Source organism: Coprococcus sp. TM115-187 (assembly GCF_027679115.1).
Lineage (GTDB): Bacteria > Bacillota > Clostridia > Lachnospirales > Lachnospiraceae > Allocoprococcus > Allocoprococcus comes.
In genome coordinates, this window is record NZ_JAQEKS010000005.1 from 36,970 (window position 1) to 56,769 (window position 19,800).

The window sequence follows — 19,800 nt, forward strand, 5'->3', positions numbered from 1 at the left end:
CTTCCTATTATAAATAGATTTTTTCAGTAAAATACCGCAGAAGATGTTTCCTCTGCGGTACGTTTTATCTTGCATATCGATTTTTTTCTTTTTTTACTTCCTGTCTGGTACGTTTTACCGCTTCCATGACAGACTCCGTTGGAATCTGGTTATCCTTACATCCTTCCAGAATTCCATCCAGATAAAATTTCGATGGCTTTGCCGGAACATCTTTGTGCGGAGCGTTCATCATATATACAAACACTTCTTTCTCCACACCATCCTGATTTTTTACCCGAATCGATTCTTTCCCATAAAAACTTGGGAATCCTTCATAAAAATCCAGACTCTTCTCACACGCTTCTGTGATTTTCCATAAGACTCCTTCGACATAGCTTCCTTTTTCCGGCAGAACCGTTGCTACCCCATTGCCCGGAGCCCTTCCCCGAAATGCCAGCCGATAATTTTCAAGCCGGACGTTTTCCACAACTTCCGCAGCCGGACACCTGTACTTCATCTGCTCCAGATTCATGTTGCTGCCATAAGCGAAGTAATATCTATCTTTCATTTTTTCTCACCTCTATCTGACTCCTTCTGTCCTTTGATTTTTCTTCAGACACTCATACGTGCTTTTATCATATCTCCACGCAAGATCACCATCCAGATTTGCCAGCAGATGTTTTCGAACATTTTTATATTCGTCTCCAATTAACCCAAGTCTCAATAAAAATGTACGAAATGTAAATGCCGGGTTTTCTGATATCAGTGTCTTTTTCATCTGTGTCGATCTCTGATTGATTGCCTGTGCGGAAATGGCTAATGCCAGTGTAATATTTGCTCTCACCTTTCCTGCATGTAGTGTGCTTTCAAAACAACGCCATTCCAAAGTTCCCTTGGAAAACACAGCATGAAGATTCAGAGCATAATAACGGGTATGATCATAATGGGTATGACTTCCATCCCTGCCTCCATACCAGACATTTCTTACTCGGTCCATTGTGATTGATTTATTTGGTATTTTTCGGATTTTCTCCAATACCTCCGGTCGCACCCTCTGACAATAACTATTTGCTCTTCTCTCCTGCACTTTCAGTGCTTTGAACAGGATATCTTCCTTTGCATACATAATTGTCAGTGCATTTTTCAGACTCTGCGGTGTATGATTCGATGCATCTACATGAACATGCTGACCACAGGACTCATTTACAAAACCTCCATGCTGTCGCAGACATCGTACTACTTCCTGTAACTTTCCCATTTCATCATAGGATAATTTCGGTGATACCATTTCTGTTGAATATTCTCCACCTGCGTCTACAATTCGACCGTATACTTTCCGTTGTGTATAAATGCTCCCATCAGACATAAATTTCCACTTTTTTCCTTCCAGATCTATCACTGACCAGACTCCATAAGTAGTGCCGTCATAATATGCTTCTGTTCCAAACATTTCAGCAACAACTTCTGCAGCACGTTGTCTGGTAATCCCTGTCATTTCGATTTCTGTGCCAAAGTATTGGTCTTTTATTCCGATCATGCCTAATGGATTCCTTTCTCAGACACTTTCTGTGTGTTAAGTTCGGAGTCTGCCTTTTGTAACAATCTGCCAATTGCCTCGATAACATTGACAGTTACTCCGTTTCCAGCCTGTTTATAAAGCTGTGCGTCAGAAGTGCTGTCTATGATCTTATCAATCTGCCAGTCGTAATAACCCTGCAGTCGCAGACATTCCCTCGGAACTAACCTTCTTATTCTGCCGTGATACAAGATGCCATGACGATCGGTTGCAGTAATTGTAAACATCGGTTCTTCGGGTTCTTTCATACGTCTGCCGTTCTGACGAACATTCTCTTTTGCTGGTGTTAAGACTGCTCTTGCTCCATCCTCTGCTAATACACCAGAACATTCTCCTTTGTATTTGTGGACACCGCATTGTCTGGTATTCAGGCTTCTGCATTCTTCCGTTACCACCGGCGGAGGTGAAAGATCGACAAAGTGCAGCGTTCCCTGTTGAACACCTGTTGTCAGGGTATGTGCGATCTGGTGTCCGACTCTTCCTCTCCTGCTGTTGAGATTCGCATAACCCAGATCGATGCTGTCCCCTTCTCTTGCAAGTTTGTAGCCGAGCTTTGTATTCTCTTTGATTGGAACACCTACATCATATAATCCTGTCTTGCCGCCCATTCCACCTGCCTGTGATGTCAGGGTACAGCTTAGTCCTTTGGGACTGTAGACTCTTTTCCCCTGACTTCCTGCCCGGACTTGAACAAGAGCTGCTCCATTTGTTTCTGGTTCAGGTAATACTTTTCCGGCACATCGGAAATCAAAATATCCGACAATATACACCCGTTTTCTTGCTTGGGGGACTCCGAAATCCTTGCTGTTAAGCACTTTCCATTCGACATGGTACCCCAGTTCAGAAAGCGTACTGAGGATGGTGCAAAACGTCCGGCCTTTGTCATGCGATAACAAACCGGGAACATTTTCAAGGATAAAATACGAGGGTCTTTTAGCTTCAAGAATCCGGGCAATTTCAAAAAAGAGAGTTCCTCTTGCATCTGCAAATCCTTCTCGCTTTCCGGCGATAGAGAATGCCTGGCAAGGAAATCCTGCACAGAGTAAATCAAAATCTGGCATTCGTTCTGGTTCGATTGTTCTTGCGTCATTACAATACCACTCCCCTTCCGTATCAAACAGCAATCGGTAGTTCTTATCCGCATAAGTATCCACCTCGCAATGTCCGACACAGACAAAGTTTCCTGCCCGTCTTAAGCCTTCACGAAATCCCCCGATTCCGCTAAAGAGATCAAAAAATTGAATGGTTGCGGCTATCAACCTCCTTTTTGCTGATAAAAACAGGCGGCATGATCTCTCATACCGCCCTTCGTTATTCTGTATCAATTGGTTACCATTCTGTTGGTTCTTCTGCTTTGGATTCTTCCGGATCAGTCTCTCCTTCTGGTTCAGTTTCCTCTTCCGGTTCACTTTCCCCTTCTGGTTTGTTTTCCTCTTTCGGTTCACTTTCTCCATCCGGTTCGGCTTCCTCTTCTGGTTCACTTTCCCTTTCCGGCTCAGTTCTTTCTTCCGGTTGAGTTTCTTCTGTTCCCAATTCTCCAGTTGTCTGTTCGGATTCTTCAGGCTGCTCTTTGCTTTGCCATTCGACCTCTACCTTTTCCAGTGCTTCTTCTATAATCTGAATTAAGAAGTCTTTCTGTTTCATGTGTTTCTTTCCGATGACTACTTTTAATCTCTGGAATAATTCCTCTGATACCTGTACTGCTACTGTTCTTACTGCTCCCATGCTTATTTCTCCTTTTCCTTCCACTCTGTTGAAATGTTCTTCAATGACCTGTTGTAAAAATTTTTGTGTGCTGCTTTCTGTGAGTTCAATCTCTTCTCTTACTTTCTCATGTAAGTCCATCGGGATCTTTCCGCAGATATTTTTCATCTCTGCCATAACCTTTCTCCTTTCACTTTTGCTACACACAACATACTCCAAAGCCGCATGGAAAGCTATTCACAATACCCACCAAAGATATCGATGCATTTCTTGCCTTACCCCTAGCAGATCCAACAATGTATGTATCGTGCAATCATAGGCCTCACCCCCTTTACAAATTTTCCATTTGAGATAGAAAATCCATCATCTGATCTGGTATTTCTTCCGATGATGGTTTCGTTTTCAATTGTTCCGTAGTGCCACATATTCCTAATTCCCGAACACTTTCTTTTATCGTCTTTTGAATGACTTCTTCCATCCATTTCCGATCCTCTTTTTCCAGAATTGCCTGAACCAGATACTGGCTTTTCTGCCCTTCTGGAACACTTTGAAATTTCTCCCATGCCCTCTGGTGTTCTGGATTTTTCAGGTTCGGGCGGAACGAATATACCGGGCGTGTCATCTCGTCCACATCTGCTCTACAATCCGTTCATACCCTGTTGCGTTGGCATGGACGTCCTCTATAAAAACGGGGCGGCAAATCGCGTCCTGTGCGGTCACGTGGCGTTTTAAAATTGCGGAGCCTCCCCCCATAAATACGGTGGGTACTGCCCGGAGATCAAACCCGGATTCTGTCACCGCAGACAGTATTCTTTCTATATATTTCCGTCCGTTTTCCTGTATGATCCGTCTGGCCTCCTCTGCCATACTGCAAGATTCCCTCCGAAGCACACGCTCAATTTGAGTTTCTGTCACAGACAGTCCGGTATTTCTACGCACTTGTTCTGCTGTCTCATCAATACATCGGATTACTCCAAGTTCCAGACTTCTGCACGTTGCTGCATTCGGAACAGCATTGTCCAGCCTCATAAGGTCAACGGTCCAGCCACCAATATCAACAAGCAGAACAGACGGTTCATTCTTCAGATACTCTGGATGCAGAGCAAGCGCAGAGTATCCCTGTGGGAACAGTTTCACATCTTTTATTGTTATCTCATATAACTCACTTTCATATAAAAATCGCACTGGCTGCTCTTTCCGCAACAGATACTCCCTGAATCCCTGTTTCTCTCTTCCAAAACTTGAAAGCGGAAGTCCAACAGCCAGAATTACCTCTGTCTTTCGTTCCGCTTTCCGATGCTTGATTTCTTCTGCAATGGCTGCCAACGTCAGCAGATAATAATTATCATTGGACGTTTTATTTTTTACCAGCGTCTGTCTTCCCGTACCGCAGACATAATACTTTCCTTGATATTGCAGAACATTCTGCATGGTATACGGCTCGTAATCATACCCAATAATTCCACTTGGGAAAGACACTTGTCTTGTTTTAATGGCATAATAGCCATGATCAATTCCTATGATTATCGCAATCACATCCTTTCATTTTTTCTGTTTAACGTAAGGTCAAAAATGTTGTCACTGCTGCAACGGATCGTTGCAAAAGTGCCATTCGTGAACACTTTTCTATGTTCCAGCGTCCCAAAACCTGCGGAAAATCTGGTTTTTTTATACCACTATCGCCAGAGGAACACTACTGTTCCTTCCCAGCCGGTTATAAAAGATCCCTCTCCCGGCGGCGGTCCAGCCTGTCCGGGGGAGGGATATATCGCAAGTTTCCTTTTTGAACAATTGCCTGTCTTTTTATTTTTATGAGATGTTTTTCCTGCTTTTGTAAAATGGGAAGATACTCCGGTTCTGTCAAAAACTTCCGTATATAATTGCCCTTTTTTCCCAGCTTGTTATCATTTTTCAGCAGTTCTATTTCTACCATGTAATGGGTATCTGGATGAAATCTCTTCTCACACAAAATGCTGTCCCCTTTTATATAATCAGATTTAGCCGATTCTCTTGCTGCCGCCAAGAGTTCATAAATACTTACTTCCACCTCTTATCACCTCCCAAAAGACCAGAAAAAAGCAGACCTCTTAATCGAAGTCTGCTCCTGTCGGATATGGTAATCCTCTTTCTTCATATTTTTTATCGATATAATTTCGAATCCATTCCCTGTATTCTTCCGTTAATGCCAGTTCCTGAAATTCTAACAACCACTTTTCCCCTTTTGCTTCGTCATCAAGCCATCGATCTTCTATGCACTCCGGCTCATCTAACATTTTCATCATCGCTTCAAATGGCTCTTTTACATCATCACCAAATTCTTTCCATAAGGCGATTCCATAGTTCTCCAGTTCAAAAAATTCTGTCAGATATGTCAATCGTTCCATATCCCCCAATGTCATTCTTTTTTCACCTGACAATAATGCTCGATCTCTTTTGCCACATAGATTTAAAAATTTTCTCTTTTCCATCTCCACATCCATTATACTTTTACCTCTTCCTGTTAAAAATAATTCCTTATTACGAAACATTATAAAATTTAAATTCTTTAGAATCAATATATATATTTCTGTATTACGAATCTTTTTATTTTATAAGGGGAGTTCATCATTATGCAAAAGATTAGACCAGATATGGATATTGGTAAAAATATCCAAGCAATTCGATATAAAAACAATATGACTCAAGACCAAGTAGTTGCAAAATTAAATCTTATGGGTATCTCCATCACCAAAAGTACCTATGCCAAACTGGAAACAAATCGCATGAACATTAAGGCATCTGAATTAGTTGCACTTGCAAAACTCTTTCATACCGATATCAATGCTTTCTTTTCCGGCTTGCTATAGTTCGACATTCCCCGACTCCCTGTGTATATAATAGCATATTAAAAATAAGAACCAGTCTATATTCTTATCGGATATAAACCAGTTCTTTTTTCTTATCAAATAATATAAAAGTGACAGGGAATTCAGATTCTTATCTTCTGTCACTCATGTAATTATTATTCTATTTTAAATTTAATGAATTTACCCATTCTTGAATTTCTTTTTCAATGTTATTTTCTATATAAACGTCATACACATTTTTCCACATTATCTGTGTATACTGTTATTTTCAACCCCATAATTATAACTTGGTACACGCTATACACTACTATAAACTGTACTCCATTTTAGGGAATCCCAGAAGGATCTCGTCATAAGAACTCATATCCATCTCTTTTTTCATAATCGCCGGTCTATATTTTTTATCACCCATTTCCACACTGCTTCTGGATTTTTTATTCATCCAGTCAAGATCAAGCTTTGTATATGGAACTTTCGGCTCAATCTCAAACAAATCCGCTTTTGCTTCCTCTGCGATCATCTGTGCTACTTTTTTTGTTGTTCCGCTTGCACTGAAAAATGCCACTAATTTTTTACTCATAATAAAAAGCCCCTTTCTATACGTATTTTTCACAAAAAAATAGATGTATAAGATTTACATTCATCTTACACATCTATTTTAAGCTCTATCGCTTCATTATGTCTAATGCTTATATTGAATTTTGTTTTATGCCTGAAAAGCATTAATCTCCTCGATCATTTTACGGACTGCCAAAGAATATGGGATATTCCGTCGCCAGGCAATCACCGTACTGGTCGTGATTTCAGGAGAAATTCTTCGCTGTACAAGAATATCCTCTCGCCAATACTTTGCAGCACCCTCAATTGATATTGGATACCCCAGTCCATTTGCCGCCATAACTCCGGCATTCGTTCCAAGATTACTCGTAAAAGCAATCTGTAATTTTGAAAAGTCTTTCCCAAACCAGTTGGCAAGTTCACTTTGAACGTTCATTCTTTCCGGCAGGATCAAGGGTTTTCCAATAAGATCTTCTTTTTTTATAAACTCTTTTTCTGCCAGCGGATCATCCGGCCGCATTCCGACACACCAGTGATCGCAATCTGTGATCCGGATATAATCCAGACCTTCGGTGTCCACCGGCTCCATGAATAATGCAATATCTACAAGTCCTTTGTTCATCATCTCATACACTGCATCTGCTGTTGCAGTATGCAATACAATCTGAACCAGCGGATATTTTTCTTTATATGTTTTACATATCTTCGCCAATGTCTCCACTGCTGCAAATTCACCGCATCCAATGGTTATCGTGCCCTCTACAACCTCTTCTTTTCCTTTCAGTTCCTCAAGCGTCCTTTCCTCAAGATTAAGAATCTCCAAGGCACGCCTTTTTAATAAAATTCCTTCATCAGTGAGCGATATTTTCTTCCCGTTTCGAATAAATAATGTTATTCCCAGGTCCTCTTCAAATGCCGCCATTTGTCTGGATAGCGTTGGCTGGGTAATATGCAATTGTTCTGCTGCTTTTGTAAAGCTCTGTTCTTTTGCTACTGTTAAAAAATAGCGTAATAATCTTAATTCCATATCTTTATATTCCTACAAATTTTTCTTGTAACCATTCTATCATATTGCGTCCCAGACATCATCTATATCTTTACCTTTAATAATAAATCGCACACAAATCAATTATATCAAGAAGTAAATTATACTGCTTCTTTGCTGTATCGTTCATTCCATGATTCATCGGTGCGTTCTGTGAATACAACGTTGCTTCCGAAAGCTTTGACGGTGCTGAATGATATAACATCAAGTCTTCTACATGAATTTTCATTCTATTTCTGATATATCAAATTCAACCGCTTTCATTAAAATCTTACTCTGTGGCATCTTTTATTTCTATTATATTTAACATTCTACCGCCACCTTGATCACGCCGTTCCTCTTATTTTCAAAAAGTTCATAGGCTTCTTCGATTCTGCTAAGTGGATAGGTGTGTGTGATCAGTGGTTCCGTGTTGATCTTACCTTCCGCGATCAGTCTCAGCGTTTCTTCACAATCACAACCGTCTACTCCTCCTGTTTTAAAAGTCAGATTCTTTCCATACATATCCGGCAGAGGTAACGTCTGGGCTTTATCGTAAAGTGCCACCACCGTCACGATTGCATTTGGCCTTGCGCATTCCCATGCAAGACGGAAAGTAGCTTCTGCTCCTGCAACTTCAAGAACAACATCCGCTCCACCATGCTCGCTGTTTGCCTGAACAAAATCAAAACATTCTTCCGGCGAAACTGTAAGAACTTCCGGATAATGTTCCCTGATAAAGTGCATACGCTTTTCGTCTTTTTCACACATGATGATCCGCTTCGGATTTTTCAGCATAACAGACAGTAAGGTACAGATACCTGTAGGACCGGCTCCAATGATCAGCACCGTGTCATCCTCAGTGATCTCGGAAATACGTGCTGCCCAGTAACCGGTGGCAAGTACATCTCCTACAAATAACGCCTGTCTGTCCGTAACTTTATCCGGAATCTTATTCAGCCCCTGATCTGCAAATGGTACACGGACATATTCTGCCTGACCGCCATCGATACGGCATCCAAGAGCCCAGCCGCCATTTTCATTGGTACAGTTATTCACATAACCTTTCTTGCAGAAAAAACATTCTCCACAAAAAGTTTCTACATTTACCGTCACCCGGTCTCCTGGCTTCACATTCTTCACAGCAGTTCCGACTTCTTCCACAATTCCAACCATCTCATGACCGACTGTAATCCCCGGCACTGCCCGTGGAACGCTTCCATGCTTAATGTGTAGGTCACTGGAACAAATGCTGGCAAGTGTCACCTTTACAATGGCATCTCTTTCATGCATCAGCACAGGCTTTGGCTTTTCCATTAATTCAAATTTTCCTTTTGAAACATAAGTATAAGTCTGCATTCTTTTCCCCATCACTTTCTATAATAATTTATCCAGAATTTCCGCTGCTGATCTATTACCGAATACGCCATTGCCAAATAACAACCAAGATAAGAAGGTGCACCGGATAAAACGCATAACAGAAATACTTGAACCACTTGCTATGGTACCCCTGCTCTCCATGATATAACCAGATTGGAATCAGTGCCAGCAGTGCAAAGCTCTGCTGTGCAATCTCAAAATGATGTCCCAGAATCGTTACCGGATAATACAGATTTCCCAGCATAACTACATTCAAATAATACAGACCGACAAGCTGTGCCGCAAAAGAAATCCAGGTTTTCTTGCGAAAAAAATAAAAAAGCAATACCGTCAGTATTCCTGCAGCATTGTAATCTACCATGGTTATGGTTCCAAGCAGAAAATCCATCAAAAGCACGAGGCAAACCACAAAAAACGATATCCATTTCTTTTGTTTCTTCTTTGCCTTCTCAATGATCTGTATCGATAACACCCCTAATAAAAAGGTCCATAGTACATTTTGATGAAACGGGTAAAATACAGAACTTCCCATAATCAGGTTAAATGGTATTTCTGAAATTATGGCAAATAGAAAAAGACGTAGCATGTATTTTTTCACATTCGAAGTATAATAGCATCCTTCTGCGATCATAAATGCGAAAATCGGAAAAGCAAGTCTTCCTACGCATGTCATCCATTCCTGTGCTGGAAATAGTGTCGCCCACAAATGATCACATAACATAAACAGCATTGCCAGAATATGTAGTGTAAACGAATCAATTCCTCTTTTTTTCTCCATAGGTTCTTCTCCATCTATCCAGGCATAGATATCTGCCTTTTACTCTTTTCTTTTCATTATATTATGGAGCATTATCCAACGTCAATCAACTCTTGCGTCCTAATCTATCACTAATTCAGCCAAAACTCAAATACTCAACACATTCTACTCATAAGGGGTGTTCATTTCTTATAATTTCTATTATGCTTAGATTAAACAGAAGGGAGTGGATTATATGGATTTAATCAAAATCGGAAAATATATTGCAGAAAAAAGAAAAGCTCTTGGACTGACGCAGAAGCAATTGGCAGAAAAACTGAATATGAGTGACAAATCGGTTTCTAAATGGGAACGAGGCATATGCCTGCCGGACGTGTCAATTTATATGGAATTGTGCAGCATACTTAGAATCAGCATTAATGAATTTTTTGCAGGTGAAGATATCGGTGCTGAAAATGTAATTGAAAAATCAGACAGCAATCTTATTCAGATTACAAAAGAGAGTAAAAAGAAACAAAAAAATTTAAAAACAATTCTTGCTGTAGTAACTGTTTTTGCAGTAATTGTCTCTGCGATCCTTGGCACTTTATTCTTTCACAAACTGATACAGCCAAAAAATTATATTACCGCAGTTGATCAGACAAGTACTGAGATGAAAACAGCAGAATTATTATCCGGAACAGACGGCGCATATCTTTTTCATTATTTTACAAAAGATGAATTTAAAACACTCACCATTTATGTATCTGAATATCAGTCTGGGACACTGATCAGTAAAAGTAAAGTGGCTGATTTGGACTATGACGGAATCGATTCCCCTTCCAGAGGCGTCATTGCTGTTGTGCCGGATTTTGAATCTTTTAAGGTAAAATTAATTGTAGCAGATGATTATGCAAAATATTCTACGGATTTTCCTATTTTAGAAAATATAGAAAACAGAGAATATTATGGCAGAAGTGCAAGCCAGATAAAAGGGAAGATTCCGATTCAGATTCATTCAGCTTCGACAATAGAAGGCAAGACTGCTATCCCTTCAGACTCTGAGCAGGGATTAATGGCTCTAATCTATGGAAAAGACGGGCTGTCAGGGATTCCTATCACGGAAATGGAAAAAGGAATCGTTGGTGTGGAAAATGATTATGTATATTATCTTTCCTTCCAATTTGGGGGTAATCAAAGTTTTTGAGGGGATGTCTTTTTGAGGGTTTAGATTGACATAGGACCAATTTTTAGATTGACGATTCCTTAAGGGTCTATATCATTGACAACAAATATTATAAGGCTTTCTGTATTTTTACAGTTTCATAGCACTGCGGATGCAGTTCTCAATAAATTCTTCTCCAAAATCTGTATTCAGGCTGAGATCAAAGTTTCCGGCTGCATCCCACATACGTCGGATGTAATAGCGATAGTTATCTGCACGCAGTTTTTCATTTTTCTGAACCGTAGCTTTGGCTTCTCCCTCAGAGATATTCTGTCTCTGTGCCACTCTTCTAATTCTGCTCACAAGAGGTGCTGAAAAAAATACTTTCAAACAGTTTCCGGAATTTCTGAGAACGTAATCTGCACAACGGCCTACTATCACGCAATTGCCTTTTTTCGCAAGATTGCGTACAACCTGGCATTCTGCCTCGAAAATTTTATCCTTCGGCGCTTCATCCTGTCTGTCTGTATTCAGATACATCTGATTGACCAGATCATAAAGAAGGCTGTTTGTCATGATCTCCTCGTTTTTCTTAACGAATTCCGGTGTGTATCCGGTGGTCCCTGCTGTCTGTTCTTTTGCTTCGTTCTTGTTTTCTGCAGATACGCTTTCCGGGAAAATCATATCTTTCAGGAATGCAAGTTTCTTACCGATGAGTCTCGCGATAAAGCCTACCAGAAGGGCAGCAATAACAGTACCTTCTCTTATACCAGCCAGACTGTCCGTTGCGATTTTCCCCTGATATAAAAGCAGGCAATGAAATTGCCGCCCGGTTTCAAAACACGCCATATTTCATGAAATGCTTTTTGCTTGTCCGGAAATGCATGAAAACCATTCATACGGACAACGTATCTAAAAGCTTAAAACTATCGTTCTCTGATCTTTCTGACATTACGATTCATGAGGTGTCTTCCAATATGTCTATAAGCAAATGCTTTAAAGGCTGAAATTTCTTGATGATGTTCCTTCAATAGTTCATCTGGACAATCATAAACACCAAAATCCTGATTGATTCCCTCGCTCTGAATATAAGTATTGTTCCTATCAAACTCAATAATGAGGTTTCTGAAATCCTTGACTGCTACTCCATAACCGCAAAATGCACCTGTACATTCCGAATTTTGTTCCTGTAACTTCTTTATGTAGGTTTTATCCAAAATGAAAGCTTCCAGTTCGTACCACTGATTTTCGAAATTAATTTCTACCCAGCTATGGAAAATACTTTTTGGAGCATTACGGTAAACAAACCCGGTCATAGCCCCTTTCTGCAATCTTTTATCAATCGTAAAACCATGTACTCTGCATGGAATATTGCAGGCACGTAAAAGTGCCATAAATAAAGTTCCTTTTGTATTACATTGTCCATAACCATCTGCAAGTACTTTTGAAGCTGAAATTCCGTCATCAATATTATATCCAAATAAAACATCATCTCTTACATAGTTGTAGATTGCCTTAATCCTTTCAAATTCACCCATTTCCTTCCATTTCATATTTTGAATAAGTTTTTGAATTGCCGGATTAGAAAAATCAACCATTCGTGTTTCCCTAAGATACTTATCTTTCATTTCCTATCGCCTTTCCCATAGGTTTTCTCACAACACAATGCATTCGCATACCTTTACGAATTTCAAATTTTTCTACTTTTAATCCTGCTTTTTTGCAACATTTTATGACCACATCTCTTGTTGGCACTTGGACATCTCCATGTCCGCATATATTTGCCAACGGCATTTCCAATGTATTCATTAGCCATACCAATACTTTATTGTCACTGATCACATCTCTCAATATCAATCTTCCATTTGGGCGAAGACATCTTTTCACACTGTCAAAAAATGCCTGTGGATCCGGATAATGATGGAAGCTCATAGAACAAATAATTGCATCAAATGAATCCTTTTCAAAAGGAAAGTTCTCACAGTCTCCTACAACAAATGTTGCATTTGAAATATTTTTCTTTTTTGCCTGTTCAATCATGGCAGGAGTCAGATCCAGTCCTGTATAATGTCGGTCTGGATATTTTTCTGCTAATAAAGAAATCATCGGAGCAGGTCCGCAGCCTGCATCCAATAAATCTCTAAATGGCTCCTTCTCTAATTCTTCCAGAATATCCGGATAATCCTTCTTGCACATTTCGTAAATACCAGCATGGCTACTTTCATATCTTCCTGCTGCTTTTGTAAATTCTTTAATTGACAATTTTTTATATTCTTCATTTTTCATGCTTTTTTCTCCAATCACTGTGCCTTTTTCGCCTTGCATCCGCATTTCTTCATTCTTTTCATATAAGCATAAAACTGCTTATGCAATTCCCTCATTTCATCTGGTGCCTTCATAGCATGTTGATACATAAATTTATCTCCAAAACTACTTCCAAATGTAACTGCCAGCATAATCGTCAGAAATGACAATGGCAAAAAGCGAAAAATATTCATTTTCCATGGTGACAGTTTACCCTTTTGTTTTCGCAAAAAGTTAAAATTTCTTTTCAGCCTTTCCGCTGTTTTCCTCATAATTTTCCATTCTTTTTCCACTTTCTCCGGATCGTCTGATTCATAATACGCATCCGCAATCGGTACCACCATAGCAAGATGACAAAGCTGCCATAGATGCATATCCGTTACTTTCTGGTATGGTATATGAGCATGCCTCAATATCTCTGAAAACTGCTTAGTTCTTTCGGATTTATTTCCTGATATTTCTGCAAATGTTGTCGGCTGAATCAACCTTGGAGTGAGTGCTGCATCAAGGATACCATCATCATTTATACTTCCGCCTGCTCCTGGAAAAGCCGGTAATATTCTTCCTTTTCCGACAATGTCTTCCCATTTATTGTAACTGTCCAGTGAATTTATCATTGTAACAATCGTATTACTTTTATTATTTTTCAATTCAGTAAGTGCTTCATACAGCTGGTTTTCCCGGACAGTAAGCAAGACAAAATCATAAATATCATCGTTTGGTAGTTCTCCAAGAATCCTAATTTCTGCCTTTATTACCTCCTGATTTTTCTTATATAGCAATCCATTATTTCTTAAAGCCTCAAATCTTTTTCCTCTGGCATAAATACTTGTATCATAACCGGCTTCTGCAAATAAAGCTGCATACAAGGAGCCGATCACACCAGCACCATAAATCAATATTCTCATAAGAATCATTCCTCTCCTCTTACCCCAGTGCCACATCCAAGATCATCATCAAACTAAATCCAAGTGCAAAGAAAAGCGTACCGATATTCGAGTTCTGTCCCTGAGACATTTCCGGAATTAGTTCTTCAACCACGACATATAACATGGCTCCTGCTGCAAAGCTGAGTAAATATGGTAATGCCGGGATTACCAGCTGTGCGACAAGAATCGTCATTACTGCTCCAATCGGTTCAACGACTCCTGAAAGTACACCTCCCAGAAATGCCTTTCTCTTACTTTCACCCTCTGCCCTAAGCGGCATGGATATAATCGCTCCTTCTGGAAAATTCTGGATAGCAATTCCAAGTGATAAAGCAAGTGCACTTGTTGCTGTAATCTGTGCATTTTCAGCAAGAAATCCAGCATACATTACACCAACTGCCATACCTTCAGGGATGTTATGTAATGTAACTGCCAACACCATCATCGTAGTACGGCCAAGTTTGCTTTTCGGTCCCTCTGCCTGATCACTTCCAACATGAAGATGCGGAATCAAATGATCAAGTGCGAGTAAAAACAATATACCAATCCAGAACCCAGCAACTGCAGGAACAAACGATAAAGTTCCCATATTCTCAGATTGTTTAATTGCCGGAATCAGAAGACTCCAGATTGAAGCCGCAACCATTATACCTGCTGCAAACCCTGCAAGTGCACGTTGCAGTAACTTGCTAAGTGTTTTTCTCATAAAAAACACGCATGCTGCACCTAGCGTTGTTCCAACAAACGGAATCAGTATACCTTCAAAAATATTTATTCGCATTATATTTTCCTTCCATATATGCTCGAAAAAATTCATTGGCAAAAATAATTATCTTCAGCGGTATAGTATTAGTTCTATAGCTTATTGATTATATTGCCTAATACCTAATATATGTTATTCTATAATCTTTCATACTTTCATCGTGTTAGTTTTAACTAACCGTCTAGTATAAAGAAAACCGTGTAAAAAGCAAACTGTAATTTTACACGGTTTTCTTATGCTTAAGTATATCACTTACGTAATCATATAACAATATATTTCTTTCAACAATTTACAAAACTGGGCGGTGGAATTTACTCTTTCACACAATAATGTTATGGTTGTATCTCCTTCTGACAGCAGTACTGTAAAAATATCATATCTTCCAAAGGTGTAAATTCTACGTTTTTGCATTCGACTCTACGATTGCTGCATCAATCTTCTGAAAACGTTCTGTCAAATTTCTTTCCTCCTTCGTGTCATCTGATACAATACGGTTACCATTACAGAATTATTTTCCCAAGCTGCCAGAATGCCACCGCACTCGCCGCTGCCACATTCAGCGAATCAACGCCATGTGTCATCGGAATTTTAACCGTATAATCACATAGCGCTATTGTCTCGTTTTCCAGTCCTTCACCTTCATTTCCAAGAATAACTGCCAACTTTTCTTCCTTCATCAGTTCCGAATCATCGATGCTGACCGAATCATCAGTCAACGCAAGTGCTGCCGTCTTATAGCCAAGCTTTTTCAATTCTGCAATCGCCTGTTTTGGCCAGATTACTTCCCGCTTGCACCGCATTTCATTGCTATCCCGGATAAATGTCCACGGAATCTGAAATACGGTTCCCATACTCACCCTGGAAGCCCGTCTGTAAAGCGGATCACTGCATCCCGGACTCAGAAGTACCGCCTCCATATTAAGAGCCGCTGCAGACCGGAAAATTGCTCCTACATTTGTCGGATTCTGCACATTTTCAAGAATCGCGATTCTGTTTATCCCATCACACAGATCCTGAAATTTTCGAAGCGGTTTCCGTCTCATTGCGCAAAGCATTCCTCTGGTCAGTTTGAAGCCTGTCAATTTAGTCAGCACCTCAAAATCCGCTGTAAAAATCGATACTTTCGTATCATCAAATCTGTTCATAATCTGACTTGTTTCTTCATTCTCTTCCATCTGCTTCTTTTCAACAAGAACAGACAGTGGCTCATAACCCGCATCCAATGCTCTGCCGATCACCTTCGGACTTTCCGCAATGAACATTCCCTCTTCTGGGTGATCTTTATTCAGAAGCCGTGCTTCTGTGTACCTGGCATAAATATCCAATTCCGGCGCATTAAAGTCTTTGATTTCTATTACGTTCAGCATTTCTTTTCCCCTGTTTTCATCCGTATATTTAATCTGATCACCTTTTACAGACCTTCGCGATACACCTTATTGATCGTTGCCTGCGCATGTTCCAATTCTTTTTTCTGGATAATTGCATTCCGATCGCTTAGAATTGCCAGCATCTCATCCACCACATCTTCCGGTCGCGGATCTGATATGCGGTACAGATAGCCGAGCATTCTTGTTGCTGTATAATCTGTGTTCATCTGTTTATAAGCAATTTCCCTGCAAAGGCTGTCCGGATAGCCTTTCTGTTGCAGTGCTTTGTATAGTTCATTCTGTTTTGATTGTGCCATAAATTATTCTCCAATATAATGCTTTTTATTATTCTTCTCTTAAAAATATTGATTCCAACAATCTGCATCCCGCTGCCGTCTTAAAAATACGGGATTTCGCATTTTCAATCGACACTTTTGAAAAATTACTCTCACTTGCATTTACAAGAAAATCTGCCTCTATTAAAATCTGATAATCTATCCCATCTATATTGGTGTATGTATGATGATGTGTGACCAGCCAGATAATGCGCTCCACTTTCTGTTCTGATACAGGCATTCCTTCAAAAAACTGCTTTACCAGCGGTTCACTTTCAAGTTCCTGATTTTTACCATTTGTGTTTCCATATTTTTCACGGCAAAGCGGACAGGATATATCATGCACCACAGCTGCAAGTTCAAGAATTCCCTGGGTGTTTTCATCCACACTTTCCTGCTCCCCTATCGTCTTTGCATACGCCCATACTTTCAGGAAATGTTCGATATCTCTCAAATTCCCCTGATAAAAATCAATCATTTTTTCAATGGCAACTGCTGTTATTTTAGATTTTTCGTCTTTCATTGCATTCTTCCTCCTGACTTCTTCTGATTTATCTTTTATAACTATAGCACACTTTTCATTCGCAAATCTATTTTTTGTATTCTAGTCTTGCACCTGCTGGAGTGCACCCATACCTTTTTGCAAGTTCGTATAATTTGCACGGACAAGTGCATTTCTGAAATACCACGCATTTTCTGCAAAAATATCATTGGTTGCATAGAACCCAAGCGTCCTTAAATATTTGATGAAGAACACTGCCGTTGTTGTCAGCAAATCATTAAACTCTTTCAGGAATATGTACCCACTGCAATACAGGCATTTACTCCCACCGGAACGGGTAGAAATAAGGGTGTTCCACTCTCTGACACAATCCTTACATTTCCACCAAGCCTTACGATTGGCAAAGACCGTAAAGCTATTATGCAACATTCTGATTCTCATCATCTAGTTGAGGTAAATCTTCATCACTGCCAATTGCTTTTAAGCCTAACATTGTTACTGTCACTCCCAAAGCTAATGTTACAACTCCCCCAATCGTCTTTAATACTCGCTCATGAAATTTCTGCTGCTGTAAATATAATTCCGTTATTTTATCAGCTTCTTCAATCATTTTTTCAGAAAAGTCCCTTCTTTCCTCCTCTGTTAAGTTTTCTTGTTCCAGCTGATTTGCGAAGGTCTCAAGAACATACTGATGTGCATGAACTGCTTGTTCATATTCTTCTTTATTTGTTTCTAAAATTGTTTTGCATAACTGTGTATAATTTTCTATTGCTGATTCCACAAACTCTACATATACTGGGAACTGCTTTATTATTTCAAGCGCCACTTCCTTTTCCATATATGGAATCATAGATGTAAACTCCATCACTTTATCCTTTGTTAAATTTCGAAACGATTCAATTTTTAACGCTTTTTTTACAGCTTCTTCTGAATGATATCTTTTTCTTATTTTCTTTTCCATGATTATGTTCCTCCTACTTTGCTTCTTTGCGAATGGTGCCAATTTTTTTGTCACTTCTGGTATCTCTTCCATTTTTGTTTCTAATAGTCCCCGGTGGAAGACCATGCTTCTTTTCAAATGTTCCTACTCTACAATCACTTCTAGTTTTCCTCATGTTTTTTCTTCCTTTCATAATTCCGTATCAACAATGCGCTTGTTGTTTTTTTATGCTTCAAGTATAATGAAATTCATAAAGGAAATACACGTACGGCATGTGGACTTACCACCCGATAATCCTCATGTTTTGCGATATACAGGGAGGTTATTCTCATGGGGAAACAATCTACGAGAGAAAATAAGACAATTTATCAGATTTGCCGGGAAAAAGCCGGTCTCACCAGATCAGAAGCCAGTGAAAAAATGACTGCTGTTTCTGATTCTAAAATTGAAAAGTTTGAATATGAAATGCAGGAACCCACACCTTACGATATCATCCAGATGGCTGATGCTTACAAGCGCCCGGATCTCTGCAATTATTACTGCTCTCATAAATGCGAAATCGGTCATCGTTATGTCCCGGAGGTCGAAGTTTCTGATTTGTCCAATATAATCCTGGAAACCATTGCCAGTCTGAATGAGATTAATCCTCTTACCACACGTCTGATCCAGATTGCCCGTGACGGTAAGATCAGCGATGATGAGATCAAGGATTTTGCTTTTATCAGTAACAAACTGGATGAAATTTCTCTGGCAATAGATTCCCTGAATCTCTGGGTTGATAAAACGGCCGGAGAGCAGGGACTAAACATCGAATTGCTCAGAGAAGAAAAAAAGAAACAGAAATAAGTATGAAAAACAAGGCAGCGAACCTATTTATGGTCCACTGCCTCTTTCCTTTACATATACTGTAACTGGTTTATGATGTATTCCGTTCTGCGGATAGCTTCTTCCACCTGATGTCTGGCATTATTGATTCGATCCTGCACCATCCAATCCACAACAAATCCATCAAAAAAATAATCTGCAAAGGATAAGAAATCTCCAGTATTGATGTTCAGATTACAAGCCATGTTCACATCATTTAATTCCCTACTGAAATTACGAAGATCATATTTCGCCTGTTCCATATTTTGTCTGGCCTGATCCATCTTGGAGTGTTTCAACATCGTAGAAAAGAATCCACCGCCAAACATATCCACCAGTCCCCAATTTTTTGCACTGTTCAGGTTTTCTTTTGCTGTCCGAAGACTACTTAACGCTCGTTGTCCTGCTTCAATCGCTTCTCGTTTCTCTTTTTCTATATCATATCCCATAATTTCTTCCCTCCTCGTATTTTTATGAGTTAGATGATATAAGTGCAATGATTCCGCCGATGATCAACAATGGAAATGCAATATAAATCAGTCCACCAACAACCATTCCTATCAAAATCACCGGAAAAAATACAACTGTACAGAGCAACTTTAAGATTCCCCAGGATGCTTTTACACCAAATATAAAAAATTTTCCAATAAACCAGATCATGCATATAGTAAATAGTAACGATAACATATTCTACTCCTTCTGACTCCTGTTATGATTTGAATCATTCATTTTTTTGATTGTTTACTTGATATAAACTCAGATGTATTTCTCACACCGATTTTACTACTGAATTCTGGGTTCTTCTCTATTTTTTCAATTATCCGAATT

27 protein-coding genes and 3 pseudogenes are annotated in these 19,800 nt (G+C 39.5%); 3 read left to right on the forward strand and 27 right to left on the reverse strand.

Annotation, left to right across the window (positions count from 1 at the left end):
• Positions 1-64: 64 nt before the first annotated feature.
• From PGW42_RS05185 to PGW42_RS05220, 8 genes are all read right to left on the reverse strand, one after another.
• On the reverse strand, positions 65-547 hold the full coding sequence (locus tag PGW42_RS05185) for a gamma-glutamylcyclotransferase family protein (RefSeq protein WP_006426989.1): 483 nt from the start codon (positions 545-547) through the stop codon (positions 65-67).
• Positions 548-559: 12 nt separating this feature from the next.
• On the reverse strand, positions 560-1,516 hold the full coding sequence (locus tag PGW42_RS05190; protein WP_006426990.1) for an amidoligase family protein: 957 nt from the start codon (positions 1,514-1,516) through the stop codon (positions 560-562).
• A gap of 2 nt (positions 1,517-1,518) precedes the next feature.
• Positions 1,519-2,814 carry a DNA (cytosine-5-)-methyltransferase gene (gene dcm / locus PGW42_RS05195; RefSeq protein ID WP_055247004.1) on the reverse strand — a complete coding sequence of 432 codons (1,296 nt, stop codon included), beginning with the start codon at positions 2,812-2,814 and terminating at the stop codon, positions 1,519-1,521.
• 70 nt (positions 2,815-2,884) lie between these two features.
• Entirely contained in the window at positions 2,885-3,436 is a 552-nt protein-coding gene (locus PGW42_RS05200; protein ID WP_007884604.1) for a hypothetical protein, read from the reverse strand.
• Positions 3,437-3,590: 154 nt separating this feature from the next.
• Positions 3,591-3,881, reverse strand: a complete 291-nt coding sequence (locus PGW42_RS05205; protein WP_006426993.1) for a hypothetical protein — start codon at positions 3,879-3,881, stop codon at positions 3,591-3,593.
• Positions 3,878-4,786: a ParM/StbA family protein gene (locus PGW42_RS05210; RefSeq protein WP_044912250.1), complete on the reverse strand. Its 909-nt coding sequence runs from the start codon at positions 4,784-4,786 to the stop codon at positions 3,878-3,880. Before PGW42_RS05210 ends, PGW42_RS05205 begins: the two co-directional genes overlap by 4 nt.
• Before the next feature lie 187 nt (positions 4,787-4,973).
• Positions 4,974-5,306, reverse strand: coding sequence for a DUF5720 family protein (locus tag PGW42_RS05215; RefSeq protein ID WP_005341391.1), 333 nt, complete (start codon positions 5,304-5,306; stop codon positions 4,974-4,976).
• A 40-nt stretch (positions 5,307-5,346) separates the two neighbouring features.
• Complete coding sequence (locus tag PGW42_RS05220) at positions 5,347-5,643, reverse strand: hypothetical protein (RefSeq protein WP_227084812.1); 297 nt, start codon at positions 5,641-5,643, stop codon at positions 5,347-5,349.
• Positions 5,644-5,868: 225 nt separating this feature from the next.
• On the opposite strand from PGW42_RS05220, the gene PGW42_RS05225 reads away from it, so the two are divergent.
• A complete protein-coding gene (locus PGW42_RS05225) occupies positions 5,869-6,105 on the forward strand; it encodes a helix-turn-helix domain-containing protein (RefSeq protein WP_005341369.1) in 237 nt (78 codons plus the stop codon).
• A gap of 328 nt (positions 6,106-6,433) precedes the next feature.
• Here the strand turns inward: PGW42_RS05225 and PGW42_RS05230 are convergent.
• The 5 genes and pseudogenes from PGW42_RS05230 to PGW42_RS05250 all read right to left on the reverse strand — a co-directional run.
• Positions 6,434-6,685, reverse strand: a pseudogene (locus tag PGW42_RS05230) (flavodoxin); the annotation flags it as partial.
• 126 nt (positions 6,686-6,811) lie between these two features.
• Positions 6,812-7,690 (reverse strand): LysR family transcriptional regulator, encoded by an 879-nt coding sequence (locus PGW42_RS05235; protein WP_055214918.1) that lies wholly within the window; start codon positions 7,688-7,690, stop codon positions 6,812-6,814.
• Between the two features lie 76 nt (positions 7,691-7,766).
• Positions 7,767-7,913: a hypothetical protein gene (locus tag PGW42_RS05240; protein WP_270203440.1), complete on the reverse strand. Its 147-nt coding sequence runs from the start codon at positions 7,911-7,913 to the stop codon at positions 7,767-7,769.
• Between the two features lie 98 nt (positions 7,914-8,011).
• Entirely contained in the window at positions 8,012-9,046 is a 1,035-nt protein-coding gene (locus tag PGW42_RS05245; RefSeq protein ID WP_270203439.1) for an alcohol dehydrogenase, read from the reverse strand.
• 55 nt (positions 9,047-9,101) lie between these two features.
• The gene (locus PGW42_RS05250) at positions 9,102-9,845 is read right to left on the reverse strand and encodes a TraX family protein (RefSeq protein ID WP_008369111.1); all 744 of its coding nucleotides are present in this window, start codon (positions 9,843-9,845) and stop codon (positions 9,102-9,104) included.
• Between the two features lie 214 nt (positions 9,846-10,059).
• Here PGW42_RS05250 and PGW42_RS05255 point away from each other — a divergent pair, with 214 nt between their 5' ends.
• A complete protein-coding gene (locus PGW42_RS05255; RefSeq protein WP_270203438.1) occupies positions 10,060-11,010 on the forward strand; it encodes a helix-turn-helix domain-containing protein in 951 nt (316 codons plus the stop codon).
• 108 nt (positions 11,011-11,118) lie between these two features.
• Here PGW42_RS05255 and PGW42_RS05260 read toward each other — a convergent pair whose 3' ends face one another.
• From PGW42_RS05260 to PGW42_RS05315, 12 genes and pseudogenes are all read right to left on the reverse strand, one after another.
• Positions 11,119-11,817 (reverse strand): cytidylate kinase-like family protein, encoded by a 699-nt coding sequence (locus tag PGW42_RS05260; protein WP_270203437.1) that lies wholly within the window; start codon positions 11,815-11,817, stop codon positions 11,119-11,121.
• Positions 11,818-11,819: 2 nt separating this feature from the next.
• A pseudogene (locus PGW42_RS16240) lies at positions 11,820-11,867 on the reverse strand (class I SAM-dependent methyltransferase); the annotation flags it as partial.
• Between the two features lie 27 nt (positions 11,868-11,894).
• Entirely contained in the window at positions 11,895-12,596 is a 702-nt protein-coding gene (locus tag PGW42_RS05270) for a transglutaminase-like domain-containing protein (protein ID WP_015527132.1), read from the reverse strand.
• Positions 12,586-13,254 (reverse strand): class I SAM-dependent methyltransferase, encoded by a 669-nt coding sequence (locus PGW42_RS05275; RefSeq protein WP_270203436.1) that lies wholly within the window; start codon positions 13,252-13,254, stop codon positions 12,586-12,588. The genes PGW42_RS05270 and PGW42_RS05275 overlap by 11 nt, the downstream gene beginning before the upstream one ends.
• 14 nt (positions 13,255-13,268) lie before the next feature.
• Entirely contained in the window at positions 13,269-14,180 is a 912-nt protein-coding gene (locus PGW42_RS05280) for a ketopantoate reductase family protein (protein ID WP_270235124.1), read from the reverse strand.
• Between the two features lie 19 nt (positions 14,181-14,199).
• Positions 14,200-14,982, reverse strand: a complete 783-nt coding sequence (locus tag PGW42_RS05285) for a ZIP family metal transporter (RefSeq protein ID WP_044998575.1) — start codon at positions 14,980-14,982, stop codon at positions 14,200-14,202.
• A 482-nt stretch (positions 14,983-15,464) separates the two neighbouring features.
• Complete coding sequence (locus PGW42_RS05290) at positions 15,465-16,331, reverse strand: TrmH family RNA methyltransferase (protein WP_008369093.1); 867 nt, start codon at positions 16,329-16,331, stop codon at positions 15,465-15,467.
• 44 nt (positions 16,332-16,375) lie between these two features.
• Positions 16,376-16,648 carry a hypothetical protein gene (locus tag PGW42_RS05295; protein ID WP_270203434.1) on the reverse strand — a complete coding sequence of 91 codons (273 nt, stop codon included), beginning with the start codon at positions 16,646-16,648 and terminating at the stop codon, positions 16,376-16,378.
• A gap of 28 nt (positions 16,649-16,676) precedes the next feature.
• Positions 16,677-17,189: an HD domain-containing protein gene (locus tag PGW42_RS05300; protein ID WP_270203433.1), complete on the reverse strand. Its 513-nt coding sequence runs from the start codon at positions 17,187-17,189 to the stop codon at positions 16,677-16,679.
• Positions 17,190-17,297: 108 nt separating this feature from the next.
• Positions 17,298-17,579, reverse strand: a pseudogene (locus tag PGW42_RS16245) (zinc-ribbon domain-containing protein); the annotation flags it as partial.
• Positions 17,580-17,586: 7 nt separating this feature from the next.
• Positions 17,587-18,129 carry a hypothetical protein gene (locus tag PGW42_RS05310; RefSeq protein WP_117558437.1) on the reverse strand — a complete coding sequence of 181 codons (543 nt, stop codon included), beginning with the start codon at positions 18,127-18,129 and terminating at the stop codon, positions 17,587-17,589.
• A 13-nt stretch (positions 18,130-18,142) separates the two neighbouring features.
• The gene (locus PGW42_RS05315; RefSeq protein WP_181974551.1) at positions 18,143-18,283 is read right to left on the reverse strand and encodes a hypothetical protein; all 141 of its coding nucleotides are present in this window, start codon (positions 18,281-18,283) and stop codon (positions 18,143-18,145) included.
• Between the two features lie 155 nt (positions 18,284-18,438).
• Here PGW42_RS05315 and PGW42_RS05320 point away from each other — a divergent pair, with 155 nt between their 5' ends.
• Positions 18,439-18,954, forward strand: a complete 516-nt coding sequence (locus tag PGW42_RS05320) for a helix-turn-helix domain-containing protein (RefSeq protein WP_044998574.1) — start codon at positions 18,439-18,441, stop codon at positions 18,952-18,954.
• A gap of 50 nt (positions 18,955-19,004) precedes the next feature.
• Here PGW42_RS05320 and PGW42_RS05325 read toward each other — a convergent pair whose 3' ends face one another.
• Together PGW42_RS05325 and PGW42_RS05330 are read right to left on the reverse strand one after the other, a co-directional pair.
• A complete protein-coding gene (locus PGW42_RS05325) occupies positions 19,005-19,421 on the reverse strand; it encodes a hypothetical protein (protein ID WP_008369083.1) in 417 nt (138 codons plus the stop codon).
• 22 nt (positions 19,422-19,443) lie between these two features.
• Positions 19,444-19,659, reverse strand: a complete 216-nt coding sequence (locus tag PGW42_RS05330) for a hypothetical protein (RefSeq protein WP_055248899.1) — start codon at positions 19,657-19,659, stop codon at positions 19,444-19,446.
• Between the last annotated feature and the right edge of the window lie 141 nt (positions 19,660-19,800).